25 protein-coding genes are annotated in these 24,483 nt (G+C 59.8%); 7 read left to right on the top strand and 18 right to left on the bottom strand.

All coding sequences use genetic code 11. From position 1 onward, the window contains the following. Positions 1–2 precede the first annotated feature (2 nt). The 4 genes from CFII64_RS23385 to exbB form a co-directional block, all read right to left on the bottom strand. Positions 3–926: a hydrogen peroxide-inducible genes activator gene (locus CFII64_RS23385; protein WP_020293330.1), complete on the bottom strand. Its 924-nt coding sequence runs from the start codon at positions 924–926 to the stop codon at positions 3–5. Positions 927–1,018: 92 nt separating this feature from the next. Continuing rightward, a complete protein-coding gene (locus CFII64_RS23380) occupies positions 1,019–1,771 on the bottom strand; it encodes an energy transducer TonB (RefSeq protein ID WP_020293329.1) in 753 nt (250 codons plus the stop codon). Next, a complete protein-coding gene (gene exbD, locus CFII64_RS23375; protein ID WP_020293328.1) occupies positions 1,768–2,193 on the bottom strand; it encodes a TonB system transport protein ExbD in 426 nt (141 codons plus the stop codon). Before exbD ends, CFII64_RS23380 begins: the two co-directional genes overlap by 4 nt. Positions 2,194–2,196: 3 nt before the next feature. Continuing rightward, positions 2,197–3,153, bottom strand: coding sequence for a tonB-system energizer ExbB (gene exbB, locus CFII64_RS23370; protein ID WP_020293327.1), 957 nt, complete (start codon positions 3,151–3,153; stop codon positions 2,197–2,199). Between the two features lie 214 nt (positions 3,154–3,367). Here exbB and CFII64_RS23365 point away from each other — a divergent pair, with 214 nt between their 5' ends. Continuing rightward, positions 3,368–4,216: an SDR family oxidoreductase gene (locus tag CFII64_RS23365; protein ID WP_020293326.1), complete on the top strand. Its 849-nt coding sequence runs from the start codon at positions 3,368–3,370 to the stop codon at positions 4,214–4,216. A gap of 140 nt (positions 4,217–4,356) precedes the next feature. On the opposite strand, the gene CFII64_RS23360 is transcribed toward CFII64_RS23365, so the two are convergent. From CFII64_RS23360 to CFII64_RS23335, 6 genes are all read right to left on the bottom strand, one after another. Beyond that, complete coding sequence (locus tag CFII64_RS23360; RefSeq protein ID WP_020293325.1) at positions 4,357–5,091, bottom strand: hypothetical protein; 735 nt, start codon at positions 5,089–5,091, stop codon at positions 4,357–4,359. 52 nt (positions 5,092–5,143) lie between these two features. Continuing rightward, on the bottom strand, positions 5,144–5,524 hold the full coding sequence (locus CFII64_RS23355) for a RidA family protein (protein ID WP_020293324.1): 381 nt from the start codon (positions 5,522–5,524) through the stop codon (positions 5,144–5,146). Positions 5,525–5,547: 23 nt separating this feature from the next. Continuing rightward, on the bottom strand, positions 5,548–7,653 hold the full coding sequence (gene spoT, locus CFII64_RS23350; protein ID WP_020293323.1) for a bifunctional GTP diphosphokinase/guanosine-3',5'-bis pyrophosphate 3'-pyrophosphohydrolase: 2,106 nt from the start codon (positions 7,651–7,653) through the stop codon (positions 5,548–5,550). 60 nt (positions 7,654–7,713) lie between these two features. Beyond that, a complete protein-coding gene (rpoZ, locus tag CFII64_RS23345) occupies positions 7,714–7,977 on the bottom strand; it encodes a DNA-directed RNA polymerase subunit omega (RefSeq protein ID WP_020293322.1) in 264 nt (87 codons plus the stop codon). Positions 7,978–8,124: 147 nt separating this feature from the next. Beyond that, the gene (gene gmk / locus CFII64_RS23340) at positions 8,125–8,745 is read right to left on the bottom strand and encodes a guanylate kinase (RefSeq protein WP_020293321.1); all 621 of its coding nucleotides are present in this window, start codon (positions 8,743–8,745) and stop codon (positions 8,125–8,127) included. A gap of 13 nt (positions 8,746–8,758) precedes the next feature. Continuing rightward, entirely contained in the window at positions 8,759–9,622 is an 864-nt protein-coding gene (locus CFII64_RS23335; RefSeq protein ID WP_020293320.1) for a YicC/YloC family endoribonuclease, read from the bottom strand. Between the two features lie 301 nt (positions 9,623–9,923). On the opposite strand from CFII64_RS23335, the gene rph reads away from it, so the two are divergent. Together rph and CFII64_RS23325 are read left to right on the top strand one after the other, a co-directional pair. Then, the gene (rph, locus tag CFII64_RS23330) at positions 9,924–10,646 is read left to right on the top strand and encodes a ribonuclease PH (protein ID WP_020293319.1); all 723 of its coding nucleotides are present in this window, start codon (positions 9,924–9,926) and stop codon (positions 10,644–10,646) included. A gap of 23 nt (positions 10,647–10,669) precedes the next feature. Beyond that, entirely contained in the window at positions 10,670–11,038 is a 369-nt protein-coding gene (locus tag CFII64_RS23325; protein WP_020293318.1) for a DUF4870 domain-containing protein, read from the top strand. 54 nt (positions 11,039–11,092) lie between these two features. On the opposite strand, the gene CFII64_RS23320 is transcribed toward CFII64_RS23325, so the two are convergent. The 5 genes from CFII64_RS23320 to CFII64_RS29880 form a co-directional block, all read right to left on the bottom strand. Further along, on the bottom strand, positions 11,093–11,833 hold the full coding sequence (locus CFII64_RS23320) for a hypothetical protein (RefSeq protein ID WP_020293317.1): 741 nt from the start codon (positions 11,831–11,833) through the stop codon (positions 11,093–11,095). A gap of 3 nt (positions 11,834–11,836) precedes the next feature. Beyond that, complete coding sequence (lpoB, locus tag CFII64_RS23315) at positions 11,837–12,427, bottom strand: penicillin-binding protein activator LpoB (protein WP_020293316.1); 591 nt, start codon at positions 12,425–12,427, stop codon at positions 11,837–11,839. A 38-nt stretch (positions 12,428–12,465) separates the two neighbouring features. Continuing rightward, positions 12,466–12,837 (bottom strand): YcfL family protein, encoded by a 372-nt coding sequence (locus CFII64_RS23310; protein WP_020293315.1) that lies wholly within the window; start codon positions 12,835–12,837, stop codon positions 12,466–12,468. A gap of 13 nt (positions 12,838–12,850) precedes the next feature. Further along, positions 12,851–14,248 (bottom strand): COG3014 family protein, encoded by a 1,398-nt coding sequence (locus tag CFII64_RS23305; RefSeq protein ID WP_020293314.1) that lies wholly within the window; start codon positions 14,246–14,248, stop codon positions 12,851–12,853. A 335-nt stretch (positions 14,249–14,583) separates the two neighbouring features. Beyond that, the gene (locus CFII64_RS29880; protein WP_156883255.1) at positions 14,584–15,096 is read right to left on the bottom strand and encodes a hypothetical protein; all 513 of its coding nucleotides are present in this window, start codon (positions 15,094–15,096) and stop codon (positions 14,584–14,586) included. A gap of 258 nt (positions 15,097–15,354) precedes the next feature. On the opposite strand from CFII64_RS29880, the gene CFII64_RS23295 reads away from it, so the two are divergent. Together CFII64_RS23295 and CFII64_RS23290 are read left to right on the top strand one after the other, a co-directional pair. Further along, on the top strand, positions 15,355–17,250 hold the full coding sequence (locus tag CFII64_RS23295) for a cytochrome c/FTR1 family iron permease (protein ID WP_020293312.1): 1,896 nt from the start codon (positions 15,355–15,357) through the stop codon (positions 17,248–17,250). Between the two features lie 105 nt (positions 17,251–17,355). Then, positions 17,356–17,805, top strand: a complete 450-nt coding sequence (locus tag CFII64_RS23290) for a YaiI/YqxD family protein (protein WP_020293311.1) — start codon at positions 17,356–17,358, stop codon at positions 17,803–17,805. Between the two features lie 26 nt (positions 17,806–17,831). On the opposite strand, the gene elbB is transcribed toward CFII64_RS23290, so the two are convergent. After that, the gene (gene elbB / locus CFII64_RS23285; protein WP_020293310.1) at positions 17,832–18,494 is read right to left on the bottom strand and encodes an isoprenoid biosynthesis glyoxalase ElbB; all 663 of its coding nucleotides are present in this window, start codon (positions 18,492–18,494) and stop codon (positions 17,832–17,834) included. A 197-nt stretch (positions 18,495–18,691) separates the two neighbouring features. Further along, positions 18,692–19,342 carry a DedA family protein gene (locus CFII64_RS23280; protein ID WP_229635644.1) on the bottom strand — a complete coding sequence of 217 codons (651 nt, stop codon included), beginning with the start codon at positions 19,340–19,342 and terminating at the stop codon, positions 18,692–18,694. 216 nt (positions 19,343–19,558) lie between these two features. Between CFII64_RS23280 and hemB the strand changes: the two genes are divergently transcribed. Both hemB and ppk1 read left to right on the top strand, forming a co-directional pair. Continuing rightward, the gene (gene hemB / locus CFII64_RS23275; protein WP_020293308.1) at positions 19,559–20,569 is read left to right on the top strand and encodes a porphobilinogen synthase; all 1,011 of its coding nucleotides are present in this window, start codon (positions 19,559–19,561) and stop codon (positions 20,567–20,569) included. Positions 20,570–20,585: 16 nt separating this feature from the next. Next, entirely contained in the window at positions 20,586–22,799 is a 2,214-nt protein-coding gene (gene ppk1 / locus CFII64_RS23270) for a polyphosphate kinase 1 (RefSeq protein ID WP_020293307.1), read from the top strand. Here the strand turns inward: ppk1 and ppx are convergent. Next, entirely contained in the window at positions 22,786–24,288 is a 1,503-nt protein-coding gene (gene ppx / locus CFII64_RS23265; RefSeq protein WP_020293306.1) for an exopolyphosphatase, read from the bottom strand. The genes ppk1 and ppx overlap by 14 nt on opposite strands. Positions 24,289–24,483 lie beyond the last annotated feature (195 nt).

The raw sequence follows: 24,483 nt of genomic DNA, 5'->3' as shown, positions 1-24,483 counted from the left end.
ACTTAGCTCGCTTCAGCTTTCGGACGCGCGACGGAACAAAGCCGCACGGAGTCCGCGAGGATTTCAATCGCTTTAGGCCGTGGAAAGCTTGCGCGCCAGGCGATGGCAACGGTACGAAACGGCACCGGTGGCGTCAGTGGACGAACCTCGATCACGCCAGGCGCATAGTGATGGCTGTCAACGGCGGACATGGGCAGAATCGAAATCCCCAGGCCGGACGCGACCATGTGACGAATGGTTTCCAGCGAGCTGGATTCCACTGTGGTATGTCGCGCGCCTTCGCTGCCTTTGACCAGCGTCGGGCAGGCTTCAAGCACCTGATCCCGGAAGCAGTGACCTTCGCCAAGCAACAGCAGGCTCTTGTCGTTGAGCGCCGAGGCATCGATGGACTCTTTTTTGGTCCACGGATGGTCTGCGGGCATCAAGACGTAGAAGGGTTCGTCGTACAGCGGCAGCGTCAGCACATCGGCTTCGTTGAACGGCAGCGCGATGATGATCGCGTCCAGCTCACCGTTGCGCAGTTTGTCACGCAGGATATGGGTGAAGTTTTCTTCGATGTACAACGGCATTTGCGGCGCAACGCGATGCAACTGCGGAATCAGGTGCGGGAACAGGTAAGGCCCGACGGTATAGATCGCGCCGACCTTGAGCGGAGCGGTCAGCTGGTTCTTGCCGGCCTGCGCCAGTTCGCGGATACCTTGAGCCTGTTCGAGAACCTTCTGCGCCTGAGCGACGATGCCTTCGCCAACCGGCGTCAGGCGAACAGCGCTCTTGCTGCGCTCGAAGATCAGCACACCCAGTTCATCTTCCAGCTTTTTCACGCCCACCGACAATGTCGGCTGGCTGACGTGGCAACGCTCAGCCGCGTGGCCGAAATGCTGTTCCTGGGCGAGGGTAACGATGTAGCGCAATTCTGTAAGAGTCATAGCGTGCGTCCATGAAGTTGCGGCCCCAGCATAGCGGCTGCAATCGATAGACGCACGTTATCAAGGCCACTCCTGTGTATCAAAACTGCGTTTCAGCGCTTATCCAGCGAATAAACGAACGGTGCCAGGATTTCGATAGTGCCGTTGTTCAGGGTTTCCGCCGGCGGTTTGGGCAACGGCTGGGCGCGACGGATCATTTCCATCGTCGCCCGATCCAGTGCCGGACTGCCGGAGCTGCTGGCAATCGAGTATGACAAGACATTGCCCTCGGCATCGACCACGAAACGCAGACGGCTCACGCCCTGCATACCGCGACGACGTGCGTCCTCGGGATACTTCTTGAACTTGGCCAGGTGACGCAGCAAATCGCCTTGCCAGCTTGGCAACGCCGTACTCGGTGGCGAAGGCGGGCTCGGTGGGGTCGGCGCAGCAGATTTCTCGACCTTGGCGGTCGTCGGCGGCGTGTCCATCGGCTTTTCTTCGACCGGTTTTTCCTGGGGCGGCTCAGGTTTCTTGATCGGCTTGGGCGGCTGTGGCTTCGGCTTGGGCTTGGGCTTTTCAACCGGCTTCTGTATGGCGATTTCCGGCTTCGGCGCTTCAGCCACTTTCGGCTCGGGGATCTGCTCCTCGGGCTCCGGCGGTGGCGGCGGCTGCACGACGGCAGGCGGAGGTGGCGGTGCCGGAACAGGTTCCGGAGCCAGCTCGACCATCATTGCCGCCGGTGGTAGCTCGATTGCCTGGGATGCCGGCCAGCGCAGCGCAACAACGATTGCGATGGCATGCACGACAAGCACCAACAACAGACTACCGCCATAGCGCGTCAGTTTTTGGCGCGAATTGATCATTTCTTACCAACCGTCTCGAGACCGACCAGACCGACTTTCAGGTAGCCCGCGCCGCGCAGGGCGTTCATGACTTCCATCAGATCGCCATAATCCACGCCTTTGTCGGCCTGGAAGAAGATCGTCGTGTCCTTCTTGCCTTTGGTCCTGGCATCGAGAATCTGGCCGAGCTGTTCACGGGCCACCTTGTCATCGCCCAGAAACAGGCTTTGATCAGCCTTGACGCTGAGGAAGATCGGCTTCTCGGGCCGAGGTTGCGGCTTGGCGGTCGAGGCCGGCAGGTCGACTTTGATGTCGACCGTTGCCAATGGCGCGGCCACCATGAAGATGATCAGCAGGACCAACATGACGTCGATGAACGGCGTTACGTTGATTTCGTGGTTTTCGGCGAGATCGTCGTCGCCTTCTTTCAGATGCATGCCCAAGGTTTAGCCCACCTTGACCATGTGCGGCGACTGGGAGCGTTCGTTCGGCTGGTGGTCCAGGTCGCGGCTGACCAGCAGCAGGACGTGCGCCGATGCGTCGGACACTTGTGCCTTGTAACCGGCAATGGAACGGGCGAAGACGTTGTAAATGACCACCGCAGGAATCGCGGCAACCAGGCCCAACGCAGTCGCCAGCAAGGCTTCGGCGATACCCGGCGCAACCACGGCGAGGTTGGTGGTCTGGGTTTTGGCGATGCCGATGAAGCTGTTCATGATGCCCCAGACGGTGCCGAACAAGCCTACGAACGGCGCCGTGGAACCGATGGTCGCGAGGACGCCGGTGCCCATGCTCATGTTGCGGCCACAGGCTGCCACCAGACGCTCAAGGCGGAAGCTGACGCGCTCCTTGATGCCTTCACGTTCGCGGCTGTTGACCGACAGACGCATCTCTTCGAGCGCATCGTGGACCAGCAGATTTGCCAGCGTGCCCGGTTTGGCGGCGCTTTCGCTGGCTTCGGTCAGGGTGCGCGCCTTTTTCAGGTTGGCGATTTCAGTCCGCAGACGGCGCTTGGCGCCGAGCAATTCGAAACCCTTGGCGATCCAGATGGTCCAGGTAATGATCGAGGCAATCGCCAGGCCGATCATTACCGCTTTGACGATGATGTCAGCGTTCTGGTACATGCCCCATGGCGACAGGTCATGCGCCATGCCCAGGCTGTTGTCTTCTTCAACGATTGCCGGGCCTTCAACTGGCGCGGTGCTCTCCTGCAGAACCGGCGCTGCGCCCGGTGCCGGAGCAGCCGAAGTCGCTGGCGTGCCGGCCGGTGTCGTCGGCGCAGCTTGATCGGCCAATGCGACAGGGACGATCATCAGGCTCAGCAGCAACGCTGCGATTGCCCGCCATGCACGCGGCAGGCTGGGGAGTTTGGTTGGCGAAGCGGAAGAGTTGATACGTGTCATGCTGGCCGGACCTGAGAGAAGAAAAGGTGGGTCGTTCTGCTACGTCGCGCGATGCGTTCGACGCAGGGAGGAGAACAAACGGGCCGTCATTATTGCAAGTAATTCTTGTTAACAAAAGTAATACAGTATCTTTTTTTCTATCAATCGCAGCTGAGTGACCGGCTTTCACCCCCGTTCCAACTGCATTAACACCCCATTTTTGTGGAGATTCGACATGTCCGCCCCCTCCGTTTTGATCGCTGGCTGTGGCGATATCGGCAGCCGCCTGGCTAATCAACTGCTGCCGCAGGATTGGACCGTGTATGGGCTGCGCCGCACGATTGCTCATTTGCCCGAAGGGGTGATCGGGGTTGCGGGCGATCTGTTTCAAGCCCGGACGCCCGACGATTGGCCTGCGACGAACCTCGATTACCTGGTGTATTGCGCCACCCCGACCGAGCGTGACGAAGCCGGTTATCGCGCAGCTTATATAGAAGGGTTGCAGCACGTGCTGGCCTGGCTCGCCCAACATGGCCAGCGGCCCAAGCGCATTGTGTTTGTGTCCAGCAGCAGCGTTTATGGTCAGCAACACGGCGAATGGGTCGACGAAACGTCGCCGACCGACGCCAACGGTTTTTCCGGCAAGGTCATGCTGGAAGCCGAACAAGTCGCATTGCACAGCGGTTTCCCGGCCAGCGTGGTGCGTTTGACCGGGATTTACGGGCCAGGGCGCAGCGATTTGGCTAATCGGGTTCGTCAGGGCTACAGCGTGGCCGTCGAACCACCTTTATATGCCAACCGGATTCACGCCGACGACGCAGCGGGGCTGTTGGCGTATCTGCTTGAGGCGGATTCACGAGCAATTGCGCTGGAGGACTGCTACATCGGCGTTGACGACGCGCCCGCGCCGCTGGCCGAAGTGGTCGACTGGATGCGCGGCTTTCTGGGTGTCAGCGAATGGGCGGAAAACGCTGCCCTGCGCCGCTCCGGCAGCAAACGCTGCAGCAACGCCCGCGCCAAAGCGCTGGGCTGGGTGCCGCGTTATGCGACGTATCGGGAAGGGTATGCGGCGTTGCTGGGTTGAATATGGCTCCGTAGGACCGGCTTCAGCCGGGAGAGCAAGAGGTCAGCCGACACAATTGCTGCGAATGGCTGCCCTCTCCCGGCTGAAGCCGGTCCTACGAAATGCGCTCCAATTCAAATGGTTGCGTGAACCGCTTTAAATCAATTGCGCTCAAGCAACCAGCGTCGTGCACCTGGGCGCAGCTCTGGCATCTGGTCCGCGCCAGCATTGTTCACTGCCTGGAAAATCTCCAGCTGCTTGCCGGCGCGCGAGAAGATCCATGCATTGCCTTGCTCGGCCTTTTCCAGCCACATGCTGTCGTATTCGCCGCTCATCGCTGCACAATCGCCCGCCAGACACAGCGCGTAACGATCGTTTTCCGGCAGACCCTGCACGCTGCCATCCGGCATGAACTGCACCGAGCTGCCTTGGCCGTCGCCACTGACGATGGTCCATTTGCCGCCCAGATAAGCGCCGTACAGGGCTTTTTCAAAGCTGCTGCCCGCTGGAGCACCCGCAGGCGCGGCGGTCTCAGGTTTCTGGAAGCGCTGTTCCGGGCCGGATTCGCTGGCGGCCTGAATCAACTGATCGCCCTTGATCTGCAGGTTTTCGACAGAGTTGTAGTAGTCGATGCGCAATTTGCCATCGGCGGCGCTGGCAATCTTGCCTTCGCCCACTTCAAACCCGTTCGAATACAGCGCCTGACCGGCCTTGGTGTTGATTTGCCATTCCAGGTTCGGACCGTTGGCGAGCAGCGCCTGACGGAGGTTGTCGCCCTTGACGGCGGCGTCGATGGCGGCCTGGTTGATCCAGGTACCGTCGGGATTGCGGTCAGCGTGGCTGGCACAGCCGGTCAAAAAAACGGCAACCAGCGAGAGGGCAAGCGCAAAGCGCATAACAGAGTCCTTCCTTTCAGGTGCGGCGGGGCGGTGGCGCCCCGCTGGGGATTTATTCGATGACGAGAATCGCGTCCATTTCGACCTGCGAACCGCGCGGCAGGGACGCAACGCCGATGGCGGCGCGCGCCGGGTAAGGCTGCTCGAAATATTTGCCCATGATCTCGTTGACCTTGGCGAAGTTGCCCAGATCAGTCAGGAAGATGTTGAGTTTGACGATGTCCTTGAACGAACCGCCCGCTGCTTCGGCAACCGACTTCAGATTTTCGAACACCTGGACGACCTGGGCTTCGATGCCTTCGACCAGTTCCATGGTTTTCGGGTCCAGCGGGATCTGCCCGGACATGTAGACAGTATTGCCAGCTTTGATGGCCTGAGAATAAGGGCCGATGGCCGCAGGTGCCTTGTCGCTGGTGATAACAGTCTTGGTCATGAAGAACTCCTGATTATGGTTGGCTACGCACGCATGCGGGTGATGCGGATGACCCCGGTCAAGGCGCGCAGTTTTCTGATAACGCGGGCCAGATGCACGCGGTCATGAACGCTGACCACCAGCTGAACCACGCTGATGCGCCCATCGCGCTCATCCATGCTGATTTTTTCGATGTTGCCGTCGGCGGCGTTGACGCTGCTGGCCAGCAGCGCGATCAGGCCGCGCTGATGTTCCAGCTCGACGCGCAGTTCGACATTGAATTCGCCGGTGACGTCCTTGGCCCAGGAAAGCTGGATGCATTTTTCCGGGTTGTGGCGGATTTCACTGATGTTGCGGCAATTGTCCAGGTGCACAACCATGCCTTTGCCTGCGGACAGGTGGCCGACAATCGGGTCGCCAGGAATCGGTGTGCAGCACTTGGCGTAGCTGAGCACCAGACCTTCGGTGCCGCGAATCGCCAGCGGGCCTTCGGTGCTCGGCAGTTGCTCGCCTTCGCCCAACAGGCGGCGCGCGACCACGTAAGCCATGCGATTGCCCAGGCCGATGTCTTCGAGCAGGTCTTCGATGACTTCGACGCGGTATTCGGCCAGAACCAGCTGCACACGCTCGGCCGGGATTTTCTCCAGGCTGCTCTCGAAACCGTTCAACACTTTGTTCAGCAGACGTTCGCCAAGGCTGATGGACTCGGAGCGGCGTTGCAGCTTGAGAGCGTGGCGGATGTGGGTGCGAGCCTTGCCGGTGACGACAAAATTCAGCCATGCCGGATTCGGACGCGCACCCGGCGCGCTGACGATTTCGACCGTCGAGCCGCTTTGCAGCGGTTCGGACAACGGCGCGAGGCGACGATTGATCCGACAGGCGATGCAGCTGTTGCCCACATCGGTATGCACCGCATAGGCAAAATCCACTGCCGTGGAGCCTTTGGGCAGCTCCATGATCCGGCCTTTGGGCGTGAAGACATAAACCTCGTCCGGAAACAGGTCGATCTTCACGCTTTCGATGAATTCCAGCGAATTGCCGGCGCGCTGCTGCATTTCCAGCACGCCTTTGACCCATTGGCGAGCCCGGGCGTGAGTGCCTTTTGGCACTTCGTCGTCCGAGGACTTGTACAGCCAGTGAGCGGCGATCCCGTTGTTGGCCATTTCTTCCATTTCGCGCGTACGAATCTGGATTTCGATAGGTACGCCATGCATGCCGAACAAGGTCGTATGCAGCGACTGATAGCCGTTGGCTTTGGGAATCGCGATGTAATCCTTGAAGCGGCCAGGCAGCGGCTTGTACAAATTATGCACAGCGCCGAGCACGCGGTAGCAGGTGTCGACCTTGTCGACGATGATGCGGAACGCGTAGACATCCATGATTTCATTGAAGGCGCGACGCTTGCCGCGCATCTTCTTGTAGATGCCGTACAGGTGTTTCTGCCGCCCGCTGACTTCGCCTTCGATCTCGTCCACCGCCAGACAATGGCTCAGGGACTCTTCGATCTTGTTGACCAGCTCTTTGCGGTTGCCCCGCGCGCGCTTGACCGCCTGACCGATTCGCGACGAACGCATCGGGTACATGGCCTTGAAGCCCAGGTCTTCGAATTCGATACGAATGCTGTGCATGCCCAGCCGATTGGCAATGGGTGCATAGATTTCCAGGGTTTCCTTGGCGATACGGCGGCGTTTTTCACCGGAAAGGACTTCCAGGGTGCGCATGTTGTGCAGCCGGTCGGCGAGCTTGACCAGAATCACCCGAATATCGCGGGCCATGGCCATGGCCATTTTCTGAAAGTTCTCGGCCTGGGCCTCGGCCTTGGTCTCGAAGTTCATCTGGGTCAGTTTGCTGACCCCGTCGACCAGTTCGGCCACGGTTTCGCCAAACTGGGCGCAGAGCGCTTCCTTGGCAATACCGGTGTCTTCGATGACGTCATGCAGCATCGCAGCCATCAGGCTTTGATGATCCATGTGCATGTCAGCAAGGATATTGGCCACCGCAAGAGGATGCGTGACGTAGGCTTCACCGCTGCGACGGCGCTGGCCGTCGTGGGCTTGTTCGGCGTAGAAATACGCTCGGCGGACCAGATTGACCTGTTCCTTGCCGAGGTAGGTCGACAGTCTTTCGGCGAGGGCGTCTATGCTCGGCATGGTGTTAACCCCTGCCGATGGCTGGTGCCCTGCGCCGTACTACGTCGACCCGGCATAGGCTTAGACGGCCTCGTTGGACTCGTCCTCAAACGCTGCGAACAATGGTTCATCTTCAACGATTTCAGCTTCGGCGATTACGGTATAGCTCATCAAGCCCGCTGCGATTTCGCGCAGAGCCATAACGGTGGGCTTGTCGTTTTCCCAGGCCAGCTTTGGTTCTTTGCCGCCGGTTGCCAGTTGACGGGCACGCTTGGTGGAGAGCATGACCAGCTCAAAGCGGTTATCCACGTGTTCTAGGCAGTCTTCAACGGTTACGCGGGCCATGGGTATTCCTCGTAGCAAATGCGGATGCGCGATGCCCGGATGGGCGAGCGGACTGCGGAGTTTACTAGCTGCAAGGCCTAAGCTTCAAGCAGCAAGCCGCGAGCGGTCGGATTTAACTGACCAGTCGCCGCTTGTCGCGCGCCGGATTCAGGCCAGCAATTGCGCGAGCAACTGGCTGAAACGCTGCTGCTGATGGGGCTGGGTCAGCAGGTTGGCGCGGAAAATCGCTTTCAGATCTTCCAGTGCCGTGGCGAAATCGTCATTGATCACAACGTAGTCGTAATCCTTGTAATGACTCATTTCGCTGACCGCTTCACGCATGCGGCCCTCAATGATTTCATCGCTGTCCTGGCCGCGATTGGTCAAGCGCTGACGCAATGCCTGCTGGGTCGGCGGCAGAATAAAGATCGACGTCGCCGCCGGCATCACTGCGCGAACCTGCTCGGCGCCCTGCCAGTCGATTTCCAGAATCAGGTCATGACCTTCGTCCAGCGTCTGCTGCAAATGGCTTTGCGACGTGCCGTACAGATTGCCGAAAACCTCGGCCTGCTCGAGAAAATCGTTGTGTTCGATCATGCGCAGGAACTCGGCACGATCAACGAAGTGATAGTTCACGCCATTTACTTCGCCCGGACGCATGGCGCGGGTGGTGTGCGAAACCGATACGCGAATCGACGGCTGAGCGTCGACCAGGGCCTTGACCAGACTGGTCTTGCCCGCGCCGGAGGGGGCGGAAACGATATACAGGGTGCCGGTGCTGTGGGTCATGTCAGGGTTAGCCTTACTCAATATTCTGCACTTGTTCGCGCATTTGCTCGATCAACACTTTGAGGTTGACCGCCGCTTGGGTGCTGCGCGTGTCGAAGGCTTTGGAGCCCAGGGTATTGGCTTCGCGGTTGAGCTCTTGCATCAGGAAATCCAGACGTCGCCCGGCTTGCCCGCCAGCCTTCAACACGCGGCGGACCTCGGTGACGTGGGTGCTGAGGCGGTCAAGCTCCTCGGCGACATCGCTTTTCTGCGCCAGCAGGACCATTTCCTGCTCCAGACGCTGCGGATCAAGCTCGGCCTTCATGTCGGCGAAACGATCCAGAACCTTCTGGCGCTGGGCCGCGAGCATCTGCGGCACCAGGGTTTTCAGGGTTGCGACTTCGGTGGTGATCGAGTCCAGCCGCTCATTGAGCAGCTTGGCCAAATCTGCGCCTTCGCGACCCCGACCGTTTTTCAGCTCGGCCAGTGCCTCATTGAACAGCGCCAATGCTTCATTATTAAGCGCTTGCGGATCGCTGGCATCGCCCACCAGAACGCCGGGCCAGGCCAGCACTTCCAAAGGATTGAGCGGCGCGGGCTGCTTGATCAGGCTGGCCACGATTTCCGCGGCGGCCACCAACTGAGCGGCGCGTTCGCGATCAACCTGCAGCGGCTTGCCTGCGGTTTCTTCGACGAAACGCAGAGTGCATTCCACTTTGCCCCGGGAAAGCCCTTGGCGCAGCGCTTCGCGAATCGCGCCTTCCAGATCACGAAAAGACTCCGGCAGGCGCAGATGCGGCTCCAGGTAACGATGATTGACCGAGCGCAGCTCCCAACTCAGTGTGCCCTGAACCCCGGCCCGTTCGACCCGGGCAAAAGCCGTCATGCTGTGGACCATGGCAAACACCTCTATAAATCCGGTGAACAGCGCACTGTTTCGGCCAGTGACCAAAAGATGTCACGAAAAGTCGAGAGGCTGTAAAGGCGCAGGATTGTAGCGCAGTGCGACGGATGCTCCCAATCCGCGAATGCGACAAGCGATGCATGGTGTCGCGCGCCGCTCCGTCAGCGCCTGCAAACACCCGCTCCAGAGCCCGCCAGCACGCTGGATCGGCCGCACCTGAGTTTTAGATGTGCCCAGTCTCGACTGTCGCCTCTATAATGCTCGGCAGTTTTCCGTCTTAGTACAGGTATTCCCAATGAAACGTCCAAGTGGTCGCGCCGCCGATCAGCTCCGCTCGATCCGCATCACCCGCAACTACACCAAACACGCCGAGGGCTCTGTACTGGTCGAGTTTGGTGACACCAAAGTGATTTGCACCGTCAGCGTCGAGAGCGGCGTACCGCGCTTCCTCAAAGGTCAGGGCCAGGGTTGGTTGACCGCTGAATACGGCATGCTGCCGCGCGCTACCGGCGAGCGTAACCAGCGTGAAGCCAGTCGCGGCAAGCAAGGCGGTCGCACTCTGGAAATCCAGCGTCTGATCGGTCGTTCGCTGCGCGCGGCGCTGGACATGTCCAAGCTGGGCGACGTGACTCTCTACGTCGATTGCGATGTGATCCAGGCAGACGGCGGCACGCGCACAGCGTCCATCACCGGCGCCATGGTTGCCCTGGCCGATGCCTTGAAAGTGATCAAGAAACGCGGCGGCCTCAAAGGCGGCGACCCGCTCAAGCAAATGATCGCCGCCGTTTCGGTGGGCATGTATCAGGGCGAGCCTGTGCTCGATCTGGACTATCTTGAAGATTCCGCAGCCGAGACTGACCTCAACGTGGTCATGACCAGCGCAGGCGGCTTCATTGAAGTCCAGGGCACCGCTGAAGGCGCGCCGTTCCAGCCGGAAGAGCTGAACGCGATGCTGGCGCTGGCCCAGAAAGGCATGACTGAATTGTTCGCGCTGCAAACCGCTGCATTGGCCGACTGATCGACAAACCCGAGGGATCGCACATGAGTGACAGCCAGCTACCGCTTCCGAAACCCAGCCCAGAGATTCGCCAGTGGGCGATGTTCTGTCACTTTGCCTCGTTCTTCGGCTTGATCTTCCCGTTCGGCAACCTCTTGGGGCCGCTGATTATCTGGCAGATCAAGAAAGAAGCCGATCCATTCATTGATGCCCAGGGCAAGGAAGCGCTGAACTTTCAGATCACCGTTTCCATTGCCGCCATGATCTGCATGCTGCTCATGGTGGTGGTCATCGGCTTCCCGCTGTTGATTCTCGTCGGTGTCGGCGCGCTGGTCCTGACCATTATTGGCGGCTTGAAAGCCAACGATGGTCTGGCCTATCGCTATCCGTTCACCTGGCGTTTGATCAAGTAACGATCAAATGCGCCCATTTGTATGGGCGCATTGCTCGCCAATCGATAGCCTGAATCAGCGCAAGATCCGCGGCGCTTCATCGCGCGGCAGATTGTTTTGCGGCATCGGCTGATCGGTGTACTCCACTTCGCCACGCAGTTGCTCACGCAGCTGGCGGGCGACGTCCATGCCAATCGACTTGGACACATCCCGCACGACCCGACCGCGATTGGGCGTGACCTTGATATCCCGACCGTTCACCAGCTTGGTGTCCTGACCTTCGCCCATGGCCGTGAAGGCCGAGGTGATTTCAAAGGTGCGGGTGTTGATCAGGCTGAAGTCGCTGACCAGCGTCAGACCCAGCACCGCAGAATGGCTGTCCGTGTTGGCCAGCTCGTTGATGTCCTGGCGGAAGTCGATATCCGACACCGTGCCGAACAGCACGTAGTCCGCGCCCTTGAAATTACCGTTCTTGATGCGCTTGATGACGTCATAGACGTCTTCCTTGGACTTGGCCGTGTACGGCGTGCCCTGCACCAGCTGGAACATGCCGGACTTGAGAATCTCGCCCTTGATGTCGCCGCTGAATTTGCGCAGCTCGCCCTGCTCGATATAGCTGTAGCGCTCTTCGTATTCGTTATAGCTGGCCGAGCCGCTGGCGCTATAGGCATTGATGCGCACGTTGCTCTGCGCCGAAACCGTGTGGATGTAGTGCTCCACACGCTCCTGGAATGCCATGTCCGTGACTGCGATTTTTGGCGCGGCTTGTGCGCCAAAAGCGCACATCAGGCCGACGATGCCTATCCATGCACGCATTGCTTAGCGCTCCGTGGTTTTGCGGATTTCTTTCTCGTCCATCCACTCGGCCAGACCGCTTTCAACGTCGATCAATTGCAGGCTGAATTTGTAGAACACGTCCTTGTAGTCGCTGCTGCGCTTGACGATGGAGCTGATCGAGCCTTCCAGACGGTACTTGGCGGCGATCATGTTGCCGGTCTTGTTGACCGTCGATTGCTTGTACAGGCCGCTCTGGTTTTGCAGCTTGAGCTGATCGACCTGGCTCTGCATCTGGGTGTTGTCACTGGCGAAACGGGCGGTGCCGGTTTTCATCAGCTGGGTCTTGATCGACGTGGTGATCTCGCGGGTATCGATGTACTCGCTGGTCTTGTTCTTCACGTCGTAGACCTGAACCACCGGACGGCCTTGGAGGATGCCGGACTGCGCCAGGGAACGGGTCATGGACTCGGCGATCATCTGCAAATCGGTCGAGCCGAATTCGTTGGTCACGGTTTCCACAGCCTTGGTATCGCCGTAGTTGATGTTCTTGCTGCCCAGTGACGGGGAGTTGTTGGCGCAACCGGTGGCCAGCAGGGCGACGGCAGCGATGGAGCAAAGACGAATCGACAGCATGCGAGAGTTCTCTTCAACTGAGCAAAATAGGGGGTGGATCAAGGCGTTTTCACTTCGAGGCGAAAATCAGTCGCCTTCGGCACCGGCGCAATGGCAGGCAGGAAACTGGTCTGCGAGCCGTACAACGTCAGGCTTTTCCAGCCCTCGGCGTCAGCAACCGGGAAACCGTCGTTGCCCAGCCAGGCGAAGCGGTAGTACATCTGCTTGTTGCGGCTGCTGGTGTTATTGAGCTGCACGTTGACAGTCAGAAAACCGTTTTCCCGCGCCACGCGCATGGCGCCCACTTCGATGTTCTTCATGTCACCCATGGCGACCACTTTGCTTGCGGCGCTGCCGGGAGCGGGTGGCGGCGGGGTCGCGCATCCGGCGAGCAGGGCCAGCGCCAGCACGCCGAAAATCTTGATACGCATGGAGTGTCTCCGATCAGGGTTGTTTGGTAGTGGCCACGGCTTGTGGCAGGGACGACGGCGTGACATTGGCGGCCAGCCCGTCAGCGAAAACCTGATTGCCAATGGCGCGCAGGGCAATCACCTGAAACCGCTGATCGACCTTGACCTGCACATGCGTGCCGCCCGTGGACGAAGGCAATACCACTTGATGCACGCCCTGCGGCAGACGCAGGCGCGCGACCAGCGTGTTATCCGGCAGGGTGCGCCAGGTGCGGGTATCGGCGCCTTCAGTGATGGCCGAGGCAATGCCCACGGCCAGACCGGCCAGCGGATTCACGTCGTTGAGTTGCTTCTGCGCCACGCCGCGAGTGATCGCGCGGACCGTGGTGCGCAAGATAATGCCCGGCATGTCGTCACGCAGGGCGCGGCGCGACATGTCGGTGGTGCTGTTGAGTTTGGTCAGGTTGATCTGCTGGCCGTCGAGACCGATCTGCGAGAACACAGCGGTCGAGGTGTCAGGCTTGATGACCGGGAACGACAGCGGCGTGATCACCAGATTGCCACTGATCGGCAACGGCAGCGGGATACGCACTGAGTCGCGCGCCGGGGCAAAGCCGCTTTGCACGACGATCAGCACTTCGCTGTAGCCGTCCTTGCTTTGCGCATCGTCGAGTTTGAGCAGGGCTTCCTTGAGCAGCGGCGTATTCGGGCGCAGCTCGGCGGCTTTGCGATAACCCGGCGCGGCCAGGCCTTTTTCACCCAGCGCTTCATACACGAAGCCCGACAGGTAATGGCTGAACGCACTCTGGTAGCTGTTTTTCAAGCCAACGACTTCCGGTGCATCCAGAGACGCAACCGGATAGCCCTTCAGGTCGGTGAATTCGGTCTTCACGCCTTTGCTTTCGGCTTCCTGCTCGCTCTTGAGGTATTCCTTGTCGCGCAGGTCGGCGATCACGGCTTCGCGCTCGTGAGTCTTCTTGATCTCGGTCCGCGCGCCTTCGAAGTCGTTTTTGGCCAGCAGGTTCAGCGCCATCTGCGTGGTCAGCATGACCTTTTCGTAGTCATAGCCTTCGTAACGACGGACCTTGTCATTGACCAGGAAACTGCCGAACTGGGCCAGGTACTTCTCGGTGTCCAGCTTGACCGACTCTTCCCACTTGTAGACCACCAGATCGGCGGCACGCCATGCGGTCTGGCTGCCCGCGAGATCGCCCTTGGCGCGCAGCAACTCACCCTTCTCGAAGTAATAGAGCAGGTCTTTGTCGGCGCTGGTGTTGTTCTTCTCAAGAATGACCAACGCCCCATCAACGTTGCCGCTGACCAGGTTCTGGTTGGTTTCCTTGAGTTCGTTGTCGTAGCTGCGAAAGGCGGAACAGCCCGCCAGCTGGACAGCAGCAATCAGCGTAAGCGCGGTCAAGGCACGAGATGACATAGAGCGTTCAATCCCTGAAATTCGATAGCAGGCCGAAGGCTTCGCGCTATTCAAGTCCGTTTGAATGAGCAGGTGTCCTGCTCGATGGGCCTTCTTCCGCGCACTGAAAAGCTGTTGGCGAAAGGAGAGGGCGCAGGATTGTAAACGCTGAAGTAGCGATTTGACATCCATGTTGTGTGACCACTGTTACAAATTTCGCAATAAGTTCAATTGCTGGCCCGAGAAATGATCGGTGGTAGGGCCCCGCGATGGCCGCTGGAGAACGAATGGTATCCATCCCCTGAAACAGGTGAAACCAGACGTTTCCGGCATTGTTGTAGGCAAAGTACCCGCACTTAGTCAGCTTTGACGGGTGCGTCCGCGCCCCTCACAGCTGGTTTACCCCGTCGACGCAAATTTGTTGTCGAAGTCGGTTGGCGGCCAGGGCTTATCGGCTGGTCGCCGGTATCTATTGCAGGGTTCTGGTCTTCCATGGATTTAAGCAGCGCCTCTCGCTCGGCCTTGCGGCAAATCCGGCACCAATCTCCGGCGCGGACCTGGTTCAGGCTTTGTTCCCAGGTATGGCCTTCGCGGCATTGCCAGGGCAGTTTCACCAGTGAGGTGCTGTAATGGGTCGCCAGGCATTTACCGCCGCGTTCCTGCGCATTTTTACGGGCATCTTCCAGGGAAAGCGAGCGCGTCTGATGGCTGCACAGGCGGCACCAGTTGCCACGATTGCCGAACAGGGCCGGGGCCGCCCATTCGTGGCCGAACTCACAGCGATAGTGATGAATTTTTTCATCCCCATTGAGGCTTTCGCTGACTAATACGACGCGTGATCTCGGGGACGGCGATGGCAAATCGTTCATCTGCGGGTCTCTGCTCGCGCTGACGAAGAGGCGCGAAAGTGTCGCCACCGATTATTCAAAGGCCGGCTAAAAAATGGAGTCAGAAAAATCCACAGATGCTGTAGGACGCGTTTCGGTGTTAAGGAAGCAAATGCCTACGACCCCATCCTTCCATCCGCTTATTTCGCAATATTCAGTAACAAACTTCGGCCAAAGCCTTGAGTAGCAGCCCCTGTAAGTGAACAATGTAATACCACGCATTCTTATTGAGATTCACCGATGCCCTTGCGCTCCCGTTTTCTGGCCTGGCTGATGCTGCCTGTGTTGGCCGTCTGCAGTTTCAACCTGTTGGCCGACGCCACTGATGGCGCAGCGCAGGCGTTGCATTTGCTCGATTACATCGGCGCGGATTACCCGGCCACCGTGGCCGACGGCAAGGTTGTGGATGCGTCCGAATATCGCGAGCAAGTTGAGTTTCTGGGGGTTTTGCAGGGTCTCGTAGTGGCGCTGCCGCAACGGGCCGAGCGTGGCGAACTTGAAAAAGGCGTCGCCAGCCTCGCCGAAGCGGTAGCGAAGAAGCAGGACGGCGCATTGGTTGCGCGTCAGGCGCGGCAATTGGGCGCAAAACTGGCTGTGGCCTATGAAGTGAGCCAGGCACCGGTGATCACCCCGGACCCGGCCCGTGGCGCGCCGCTGTACGCACAGCACTGTTCGGTCTGCCATGGCGATGCGGGCGCCGGAGATGGTCCGGCCGGGATCGGCCTGGAACCGCCGCCCGCCAATCTGCGCGATGCGGCACGTCTTGATCGCCTGAGCCTGTACGACATCTACAACACGCTGGGCCTTGGCGTTTCGGGAACCGACATGCCGGCCTTCGCCGATCAACTCGACGACCGCCAGCGTTGGGACGTGGCGACCTACATCGCCGGTTTCAGCGCCCAGCCGGTTGCGGCGCCGGGCAAAACCTACAACCTCGCCGATCTGGCGCGCCAGACGCCTGCTGAAGTCAGCGCTGCCGAAGGCGTGCCAGCCGCCGCAACCTTCCGCGCCCAGCGTGCGCAGCCGCCGCAGGTGCAGCGTGGCCCGGCGCAGTTGCTCGATTACACCAGCCAGACGCTGGACAAAAGCCTCGCGGCGTATCGCACAGGCGATCATGAACAAGCCTACGATTTGTCGGTAGCCGCGTATCTGGAGGGCTTTGAGCTGGTCGAAAGCTCGCTGGACAACGTCGACGCCAACGTGCGCAAGGACACCGAAAAAGCCCTGATGGCTTACCGTCAGTCGTTGCAGGACGGCCTGCCGGTGGCGCAAGCCGAGCAGAAGCTGGAGTTCGCCAAAGGCAAGCTCAAGGAATCGGCCGGTTTGCTGGGCAGCGACGGCTTGAGCACGTCCCTGAGTTACATCTCCGGCTTGCTGATTCTGCTGCGAGAGGGCCTGGAAGCGATTCTGGTGCTGGCGGCGATCCTCGCGTTCCTGCGCAACACCGGCCAGCAGTCGGCGGTGCGCAGCGTCAATATCGGTTGGGCGCTGGCGCTGGTCGCCGGCCTGGCAACCTGGGCGCTGGCGGCGTACGTGATTGACGTCAGCGGCGCCCAGCGTGAATTGCTTGAAGGTGCGACAGCGCTGTTCGCCAGCGTCATGGTGCTGTGGCTCGGCGTGTGGATGCATGACCGGCGCCACGCGGCAGCCTGGCAGGACTACATCAAGAGCAGCCTGGTGGGCGGCGGCGGACGCTTCGGTTTTGCGATCCTGGCGTTCTTTTCGGTTTATCGCGAACTGTTCGAAGTGATCCTGTTTTACGAAACCCTGTGGTTGCAGGCCGGTCCTGCGGGGCATAACGCGGTCTTGGCCGGCGGCGCGACGGCGTTGGTGTTGCTGGTCGGTCTGGCGTGGGTCATCCTGCGCGGCTCGGCTAGATTGCCACTCGCGCTATTCTTTGGCATCAACGCTGCGCTGCTTTGCGCTCTTTCGGTGGTGTTCGCCGGACATGGCGTCAAAGCGCTGCAAGAAGCCGGCATTTTCGGCACGCGGCCGGTGCCGTTCTTCGAGTTTGACTGGCTGGGAATTCATGCCGACGCTTACTCGCTGAGCGCCCAACTGATTGCCCTGATCGCGATTGCGGTGCTGTATGGCCGCAGCTGGCTGGCGGAGAAGCGCCGGACGCAGGTGGCGTAAAGCGCACTGACCCGTGTAGGAGCGAACTTGTTCGCGAGGTCCATCCGGCGCTTCGCCAACAAGTTGGCTCCCACAGAACTTATTCCTATTCAAGGCGGAACTCTCATGCGCGTCTGGATCGATGCTGACGCTTGCCCCAAGCCGGCCAAGGATCAAGTCATCAAGTTCGCCTTGAAGCGTCAATTCGAGGTGGTGCTGGTGGCGGGACAGAGTCAGATCAAGCCGACTTACAGCCTGGTCAAACTGATCGTGGTGCCGAGCGGGCCGGATGCGGCGGATGATTATCTGGTCGAGCACGCGGTGCCCGGCGAGCTGGTGATTTGCAGCGATGTGCCGCTGGCCGACAGGCTGGTCAAGAAAGGCGTCGCCGCTCTCGATCCGCGCGGCAAGGAATTCGACACGCAGAACATGGGCGACCGGCTGGCGGTGCGCAACCTGTTCACTGATCTGCGTGATCAAGGGCAAATGGGCGGTGGTCCGCCACCGTATGGCGACCGGGAAAAACAGGCGTTCGCCAATTCACTGGACCGGATTCTGACTCGGCTGACGCGCTGATCTTCTGTTCGAGCGCGCGCGCGTGGTCACTCCTCGTGCGTCAACTCCAGCACCCGATCCACCAGTTTGTTGATCCCTGCCGCCGCTTCGCCAATGGACTTGGCGACCATATAAGCCGGCGTGCTGACCAGTTTGCGCGCAGTATCCTCGACGATTTCAGTGACCTCGCAATCCCGGTGCTCGCCCTTCATTCTGGTGATGGCTTCAGCCGTTTCGGCGTCGTTGCCGATGGTGCAGGTCACGCCCGGGCCGTAGATTTTTGCCGCCAGCGCCGGGGAAATGCAGATCAGTCCGACCGGCTTGCCCGCTTCGGCGAAGGCTTCTGCCAGCGCAAGCACTTCAGCCTGGACTTTGCAGTCAGCGCCTGCCGTGGCGAAGTTCGACAGGTTTTTGGCCGCGCCGAAACCGCCGGGAATGATCAGCGCATCGAATTGCGTCACGTCTGCTTCGCGGATGTCTTCGATGGCGCCACGGGCAATGCGCGCCGATTCGACCAGCACGTTGCGGGTCTCGGCCATTTCTTCGCCCGTCAGGTGATTGATGACGTGATGCTGCGCGATATTCGGCGCAAAGCACTGCACGAGCGCGCCGCGCTGGTCGAGGCGCAGCAGCGTGAGGACGCTTTCATGAATTTCCGCGCCGTCATAGACGCCACAGCCGGACAGAATCACGGCGACTTTCTTTTGCATGCCAGGCACTCCCTATGGTCAACGGCTCATGAACTTGCCTGCTCGGAACCTTGAAGGTGGTTCATAACTATAGCGAAGCGTTCGTTGCTTGTGACAAGGGGAGCAGGCAGGGATTCAATCGGTCGCAGCGGGGAGTCAGGAAAGGTGTTCATGCTCGTGTGCGCAATTACGCAATTGCAGTGCGCACACGAGAACATTTATTCGTCAGCGGTTTTCTTGATCTCGACCGTGACTTCAGCAGGCGTGTCGGTGGCCAGGGGTTCGATCAGCTTGGCGGCGGCTTCTTCCCGGGCGATGCGCGCGTTCTTGATCCGCCTGCGGACCCAGAGTGCGACACCAATCAGCAGCAACGCGCCCAGCACCCAGAGCTCATAACGCTTGACGTTGCCCAGCAAGCCTTCCAGCACCGCACCGAAGTGGTAAGCCGCAGCGCCCAGCGCCGCAGCCCAGACCGCCGCACCAATGCCGTTGAGCAACAGATAACGCCCCGGCGGATAACCGGACAGGCCAATCGCCACCGGCATGACCGTACGCAAACCATAGACGAAGCGAAAGCTCAGGACCCAGATATCCGGGTGCCTGCGAATGTGCTCCAGCGCCTTGTCGCCCATCAGTTGCCATCGGGGCTTGCGCGCCAGCAATTTACGGCCGTGCTTGCGCCCCATGAAATACCAGAGCTGATCACCGGCGTAGCTCCCGAAGAACGCAACGACCACGACCAGGTTGATGTCCATGTATCCGCGGAACGCAAGGAATCCGGCCAGAACCAAAATGGTCTCGCCTTCAAAGAAGGTGCCGAGAAAGAGGGCAAAGTAGCCAAATTCCTGCAAGAAATGTTGGAGCATTATCTGGATGCTGGCGAAATGAACGCGCAGCCTAACTCGCCCAAGACATTCAGGAAAGTAGGGATATGTGTCTCGACGTTAAAGTTTCCTGCACGGACAATGTTCAAGGCCCGACTGCGGCCTCAAGTCGCATGCTGACCCACGACCGTCACACATTGGTCATAATGGCGGCTTATAACTGTCACGCTTGCCCGTGTATGCGGGCTCAGGAGTCTCGCCGTGAGCTTTACCCCCGCTAATCGCCTGTTTCCTCTCACTCGCCTGCGCCGCAATCGACGCGACGATTTTTCTCGTCGGCTGGTCCGCGAAAATGTTTTGACCGTCGATGACCTGATCCTCCCCGTTTTTGTACTCGATGGTGAAAACCGTCGTGAAACCATCGCCTCGATGCCTGGCGTCGAGCGCCTGAGTATCGACCTGCTGCTTGAAGAAGCGCAGAACTGGGTCGCGCTGGGGATTCCGGCGCTGGCGCTGTTCCCGGTCACGCCGCCGGAAAAGAAATCCCTGGACGGCGCCGAAGCCTGGAATCCGGACGGCATCGCCCAGCGCGCCACGCGTGCCTTGCGTGACCGCTTCCCCGAGCTGGGCGTCATCACTGACGTAGCGCTCGATCCGTTCACGACCCACGGCCAGGACGGCATTCTCGACGAAAACGGCTACGTGCAGAACGACATCACCGTCGATGCGCTGGTCAAGCAAGCGTTGTCTCATGCCGACGCGGGCGCGCAGGTTGTCGCACCTTCGGACATGATGGACGGTCGAATTCAGGCCATCCGTGAAGCACTGGAGCTGGCGGATCACGTCAATGTGCGGATCATGGCCTATTCGGCCAAGTACGCCAGCGCCTACTACGGGCCGTTCCGCGATGCGGTGGGTTCGTCGTTGAATCTGGGCAAGGCCAACAAGTCGTCCTATCAAATGGACCCGGCCAACAGCAACGAAGCGCTGCACGAAGTGGCCGCCGACCTGGCTGAAGGCGCGGACATGGTGATGGTCAAGCCGGGCATGCCTTATCTGGACATCCTTTATCGGGTCAAGGATGAGTTCAAGGTGCCGACCTTTGTGTATCAGGTCAGTGGCGAGTACGCGATGCACATGGCCGCCATTCAGAATGGCTGGCTCAGTGAAGGGGTGATTCTGGAATCCCTCACGGCTTTCAAACGCGCAGGTGCTGACGGCATCCTCACCTATTTCGCCGTCCGTGCTGCTCAACTGTTAAAAGGGCAATAACTTCACAGGATCACACATGAATACCGAAGGACTCACCGAAGCCACTGTAGATGTCACTGTTCCAGAGGCTCTGCCCGTGGTCGAGCCAAGCATCGAGGTCGTACCGGTCGTGGTCGAAACGCCACAACCGGTGTTACCGGCCCTTGTCGTGCCCAACCTGGACGACAGCAGCCTGTATATCCACCGCGAGCTGTCGCAGTTGCAGTTCAACATTCGCGTGTTGGAGCAGGCGCTGGATGAATCCTATCCATTGCTGGAGCGGCTGAAATTCCTGCTGATCTTTTCCAGCAACCTCGATGAGTTCTTCGAAATTCGTGTCGCCGGTCTCAAGAAGCAGATCACCTTTGCTCGCGAACAGGCTGGGGCTGACGGTCTGCAACCGCATCAGGCCCTGGCCCGCATCAGCGAGCTGGTGCATGGACACGTAGATCGTCAGTACGCGATCCTCAATGACATTCTGTTGCCGGAACTGGAAAAACATCAGGTCCGCTTCATTCGTCGTCGTCACTGGAACGCCAAGATCAAGGCCTGGGTGCGTCGCTATTTCCGCGATGAAATCGCGCCGATCATCACGCCTATCGGCCTCGATCCGACGCACCCGTTTCCGTTGCTGGTCAACAAGAGCCTGAACTTCATCGTCGAGCTTGAAGGTATCGATGCCTTCGGTCGCGATTCGGGTCTGGCGATCATTCCGGCGCCGCGCCTGTTGCCGCGCGTCATCAAGGTTCCGGAAGACGTCGGCGGCAGCGGCGACAACTTCGTGTTCCTGTCTTCGATGATCCATGCCCACGCCGACGATCTGTTCCAGGGCATGAAGGTCAAGGGCTGCTATCAGTTCCGCCTGACCCGCAACGCCGATCTGGCGCTGGATTCCGAGGACGTCGAAGACCTGGCTCGCGCCCTTCGCGGCGAACTGTTCTCCCGTCGTTACGGCGATGCCGTGCGCCTGGAAGTGGCCGATACCTGCCCGAAACATCTGTCCGATTACCTGCTCAAGCAGTTCAATCTGGCTGAATCGGAGCTGTATCAGGTCAATGGCCCGGTGAACCTGACGCGTCTGTTCAGCATTACCGGCCTGGACAGCCATCCCGAGCTGCAATACCTGCCGTTCACGCCAGCGATCCCCAAGTTGCTGCAGAACAGCGAGAACATTTTCAACGTGATCAGCAAGCAGGACATTCTGCTGCTGCACCCGTTCGAGTCGTTTACACCGGTGGTCGACCTGCTGCGTCAGGCCGCCAAAGACCCGCATGTACTGGCCGTGCGCCAGACGCTGTATCGCAGCGGTGCGAACTCCGAGATTGTCGATGCGCTGGTGGATTCAGCCCGCAACGGCAAGGAAGTCACGGTGGTCATCGAGCTGCGGGCGCGCTTCGACGAGGAATCCAACCTGCAACTGGCCAGCCGTCTGCAAGCGGCGGGCGCGGTGGTGATTTATGGCGTGGTCGGCTTCAAGACCCACGCCAAGATGATGTTGATCCTGCGCCGCGAGGCCGGCGAGATTGTGCGTTACGCGCATTTGGGTACGGGTAACTACCACGCCGGCAACGCGCGTCTGTACACCGACTACAGCCTGCTGACCTCCGACGACGCTTTGTGCGAAGACGTCGGCAAGTTGTTCAGCCAGCTGATCGGCATGGGCAAGACCTTGCGCATGAAGAAGCTACTGCACGCGCCGTTCACGCTGAAGAAGGGCATGCTCGACATGATTGCCCGGGAAACCCAGTTTGCCGTCGAGGGCAAACCGGCGCACATCATCGCCAAGTTCAACTCGCTGACCGATCCGAAGATCATCCGCGCGCTGTACAAGGCCAGCCAGTCCGGCGTGCGTATCGATCTGGTGGTGCGCGGCATGTGCTGTCTGCGTCCGGGCATTGTCGGCGTGTCGCATAACATTCAGGTGCGCTCGATCATCGGCCGCTTCCTGGAGCACACGCGGGTGTTCTACTTCCTCAATGGCGGCGAAGAGCAGATGTTCCTGTCCAGCGCCGACTGGATGGAGCGCAACCTCGACAAGCGCGTCGAGACTTGCTTCCCGGTGGAAGGCAAGAAGTTGATTCTGCGGGTGAAGAAGGAACTGGAGTCTTATCTGACCGACAACACCCACAGTTGGCTGCTGCAGTCTGACGGGCGTTACGTGCGCAGCTCGCCGACCGGCAACCAGAACGCTCGCAGCGCCCAGGCGACCCTGCTGGAGCGCCTGAGCAACCCGGTCCTCAGCGTACGCTGAAGTCGATGCCGACCCGGGTCAGCCACTCCGCTTCCAGCGCGAAGTCGGCCTGGGTCAGCTGGTTGTTTTCCAGCCAGCCATCCGGGAACAGCACGTCCAGCTTCTGACCGTTGGCATTGAGCACCACTTGCGGCATCTCTTGGGTGCCGCGAATGTGGTGGAACAGAATCGCAAAGCGCAGCAGCACGCACAGGCGAATCAGCTTGACGCCTTCATTGCCGAAATCGGCAAATTTGTCCTTGGGAATGTTCCGACGATGACCGCGCACCAGCAGCGCGAGCATTTGCTGGTCTTCGCGTGAGAAACCGGCCAGGTCGGAGTGCTCGATCAGGTAAGCGCCGTGCTTGTGATAGTGATAGTGGGCGATGTCCAGCCCGACTTCATGCACCTTGGCGGCCCAGCTGAGCAGTTCTTTATAGATGTCGTCTTCCAGATCCCAGGCCTTGGCGACCTGCTCAAGCGCGTGCAGCGCCTTGCGCTCGACACGGGCGGCCTGTTCCAGATCGACGTGATAGCGCTCCATCAGCGAGCTCAGCGTGCGCTCACGCACGTCTTCGTGGTGATGGCGACCCATAAGGTCGTAGAGCACGCCTTCACGCAGCGCGCCTTCGCAATGATCCATGCGCTTGAGTTCCAGCGCATCGAAGATCGCTTCGAGAATCGCCAGGCCCGCCGGGAAAATCGCCCGGCGATCAGGCTTGATGCCTTCGAAGTCGATTTTGTCCACATCGCCCAGCTTGAAAATCCGGCGCTTGAGCCACGCCAGACCTTCGGCATTGACTTCGCCCGCGCCGTGGCCGTTGGCCTTGAGTGCCAGGCCGATGGCGCGAATGGTGCCGGACGAGCCGATCGCTTCATCCCACTTCAGCCGATGCAGCGCGTGCTCGATGCTCATGATTTCCAGACGCGCGGCGGTGTAGGCCTGAGCGTAGCGGGCCGGGGTGATCTTGCCGTCCTTGAAGTAGCGCTGGGTAAAACTCACGCAGCCCATTTGCAGGCTTTCACGCAGCAGCGGTTCGAAGCGCTGGCCGATGATGAATTCAGTGCTGCCGCCGCCGATGTCGGCAACCAGGCGTTTGCCCGGCGTATCGGCCAGAGTATGGGAAACCCCTAGATAGATCAGGCGCGCTTCCTCACGACCGGAAATCACCTCGACGGGGTGACCGAGGATTTCTTCGGCACGACGAATGAATTCGCCTCGGTTGCGCGCTTCACGCAGGGCGTTGGTGCCAACGATCCGCACCGCGCCCGGCGGCAAGCCGTTGATCAGTTGCGCGAAACGCTTGAGGCAGTCGAGACCGCGCTGCATGGACTCTTCGGAAAGCTGCCGCGCTTCATCGATCCCGGCCGCCAGCTGCACCTTTTCACCCAAGCGTTCCAGAATGCGGATTTCGCCCATATTGGCTTTGGCGACAACCATGTGAAAGCTGTTCGAGCCCAGGTCTATGGCGGCGATCAGGGAAAGATTCGTGGCTGTGGATTGCGGCATGATCAGAAGGTCTCGGTCGATAACCGCGTCATCGTGCCACGATCCATCCCTGCCGCCAACGCGAAGCTTTCAAGATGGCTATTTGCCTGCAAAATCAATGACCCAAAGCAGCAAGCACAGGATCCGTAGGACCGGCTTCAGCCGGGAGGGCGAACGTGCTGAAGATGGAGTCGGTGCGAATGTACCGTCCTCCTC

Origin of the sequence: Pseudomonas sp. CFII64 (assembly GCF_000416235.1) — a bacterium.
Lineage (GTDB): Bacteria > Pseudomonadota > Gammaproteobacteria > Pseudomonadales > Pseudomonadaceae > Aquipseudomonas.
The sequence above is the reverse complement of the archived record's forward strand: the minus strand, read 5'-3'. Positions and strand labels throughout refer to the sequence as shown.

What these genes read in the sequence shown, in the direction of transcription:
- CFII64_RS23385 (WP_020293330.1), bottom strand. Translation starts at nt 926, where the DNA reads ATGACTCTTACAGAATTGCGCTACATCGTTACCCTCGCCCAGGAACAG.
- CFII64_RS23380 (WP_020293329.1), bottom strand. Translation starts at nt 1,771, where the DNA reads ATGATCAATTCGCGCCAAAAACTGACGCGCTATGGCGGTAGTCTGTTG.
- exbB (WP_020293327.1), bottom strand. Translation starts at nt 3,153, where the DNA reads ATGACACGTATCAACTCTTCCGCTTCGCCAACCAAACTCCCCAGCCTG.
- CFII64_RS23365 (WP_020293326.1), top strand. Translation starts at nt 3,368, where the DNA reads ATGTCCGCCCCCTCCGTTTTGATCGCTGGCTGTGGCGATATCGGCAGC.
- CFII64_RS23360 (WP_020293325.1), bottom strand. Translation starts at nt 5,091, where the DNA reads ATGCGCTTTGCGCTTGCCCTCTCGCTGGTTGCCGTTTTTTTGACCGGC.
- CFII64_RS23355 (WP_020293324.1), bottom strand. Translation starts at nt 5,524, where the DNA reads ATGACCAAGACTGTTATCACCAGCGACAAGGCACCTGCGGCCATCGGC.
- spoT (WP_020293323.1), bottom strand. Translation starts at nt 7,653, where the DNA reads ATGCCGAGCATAGACGCCCTCGCCGAAAGACTGTCGACCTACCTCGGC.
- rpoZ (WP_020293322.1), bottom strand. Translation starts at nt 7,977, where the DNA reads ATGGCCCGCGTAACCGTTGAAGACTGCCTAGAACACGTGGATAACCGC.
- gmk (WP_020293321.1), bottom strand. Translation starts at nt 8,745, where the DNA reads ATGACCCACAGCACCGGCACCCTGTATATCGTTTCCGCCCCCTCCGGC.
- CFII64_RS23335 (WP_020293320.1), bottom strand. Translation starts at nt 9,622, where the DNA reads ATGGTCCACAGCATGACGGCTTTTGCCCGGGTCGAACGGGCCGGGGTT.
- rph (WP_020293319.1), top strand. Translation starts at nt 9,924, where the DNA reads ATGAAACGTCCAAGTGGTCGCGCCGCCGATCAGCTCCGCTCGATCCGC.
- CFII64_RS23325 (WP_020293318.1), top strand. Translation starts at nt 10,670, where the DNA reads ATGAGTGACAGCCAGCTACCGCTTCCGAAACCCAGCCCAGAGATTCGC.
- CFII64_RS23320 (WP_020293317.1), bottom strand. Translation starts at nt 11,833, where the DNA reads ATGCGTGCATGGATAGGCATCGTCGGCCTGATGTGCGCTTTTGGCGCA.
- lpoB (WP_020293316.1), bottom strand. Translation starts at nt 12,427, where the DNA reads ATGCTGTCGATTCGTCTTTGCTCCATCGCTGCCGTCGCCCTGCTGGCC.
- CFII64_RS23310 (WP_020293315.1), bottom strand. Translation starts at nt 12,837, where the DNA reads ATGCGTATCAAGATTTTCGGCGTGCTGGCGCTGGCCCTGCTCGCCGGA.
- CFII64_RS23305 (WP_020293314.1), bottom strand. Translation starts at nt 14,248, where the DNA reads ATGTCATCTCGTGCCTTGACCGCGCTTACGCTGATTGCTGCTGTCCAG.
- CFII64_RS29880 (WP_156883255.1), bottom strand. Translation starts at nt 15,096, where the DNA reads ATGAACGATTTGCCATCGCCGTCCCCGAGATCACGCGTCGTATTAGTC.
- CFII64_RS23295 (WP_020293312.1), top strand. Translation starts at nt 15,355, where the DNA reads ATGCCCTTGCGCTCCCGTTTTCTGGCCTGGCTGATGCTGCCTGTGTTG.
- CFII64_RS23290 (WP_020293311.1), top strand. Translation starts at nt 17,356, where the DNA reads ATGCGCGTCTGGATCGATGCTGACGCTTGCCCCAAGCCGGCCAAGGAT.
- elbB (WP_020293310.1), bottom strand. Translation starts at nt 18,494, where the DNA reads ATGCAAAAGAAAGTCGCCGTGATTCTGTCCGGCTGTGGCGTCTATGAC.
- ppk1 (WP_020293307.1), top strand. Translation starts at nt 20,586, where the DNA reads ATGAATACCGAAGGACTCACCGAAGCCACTGTAGATGTCACTGTTCCA.
- ppx (WP_020293306.1), bottom strand. Translation starts at nt 24,288, where the DNA reads ATGCCGCAATCCACAGCCACGAATCTTTCCCTGATCGCCGCCATAGAC.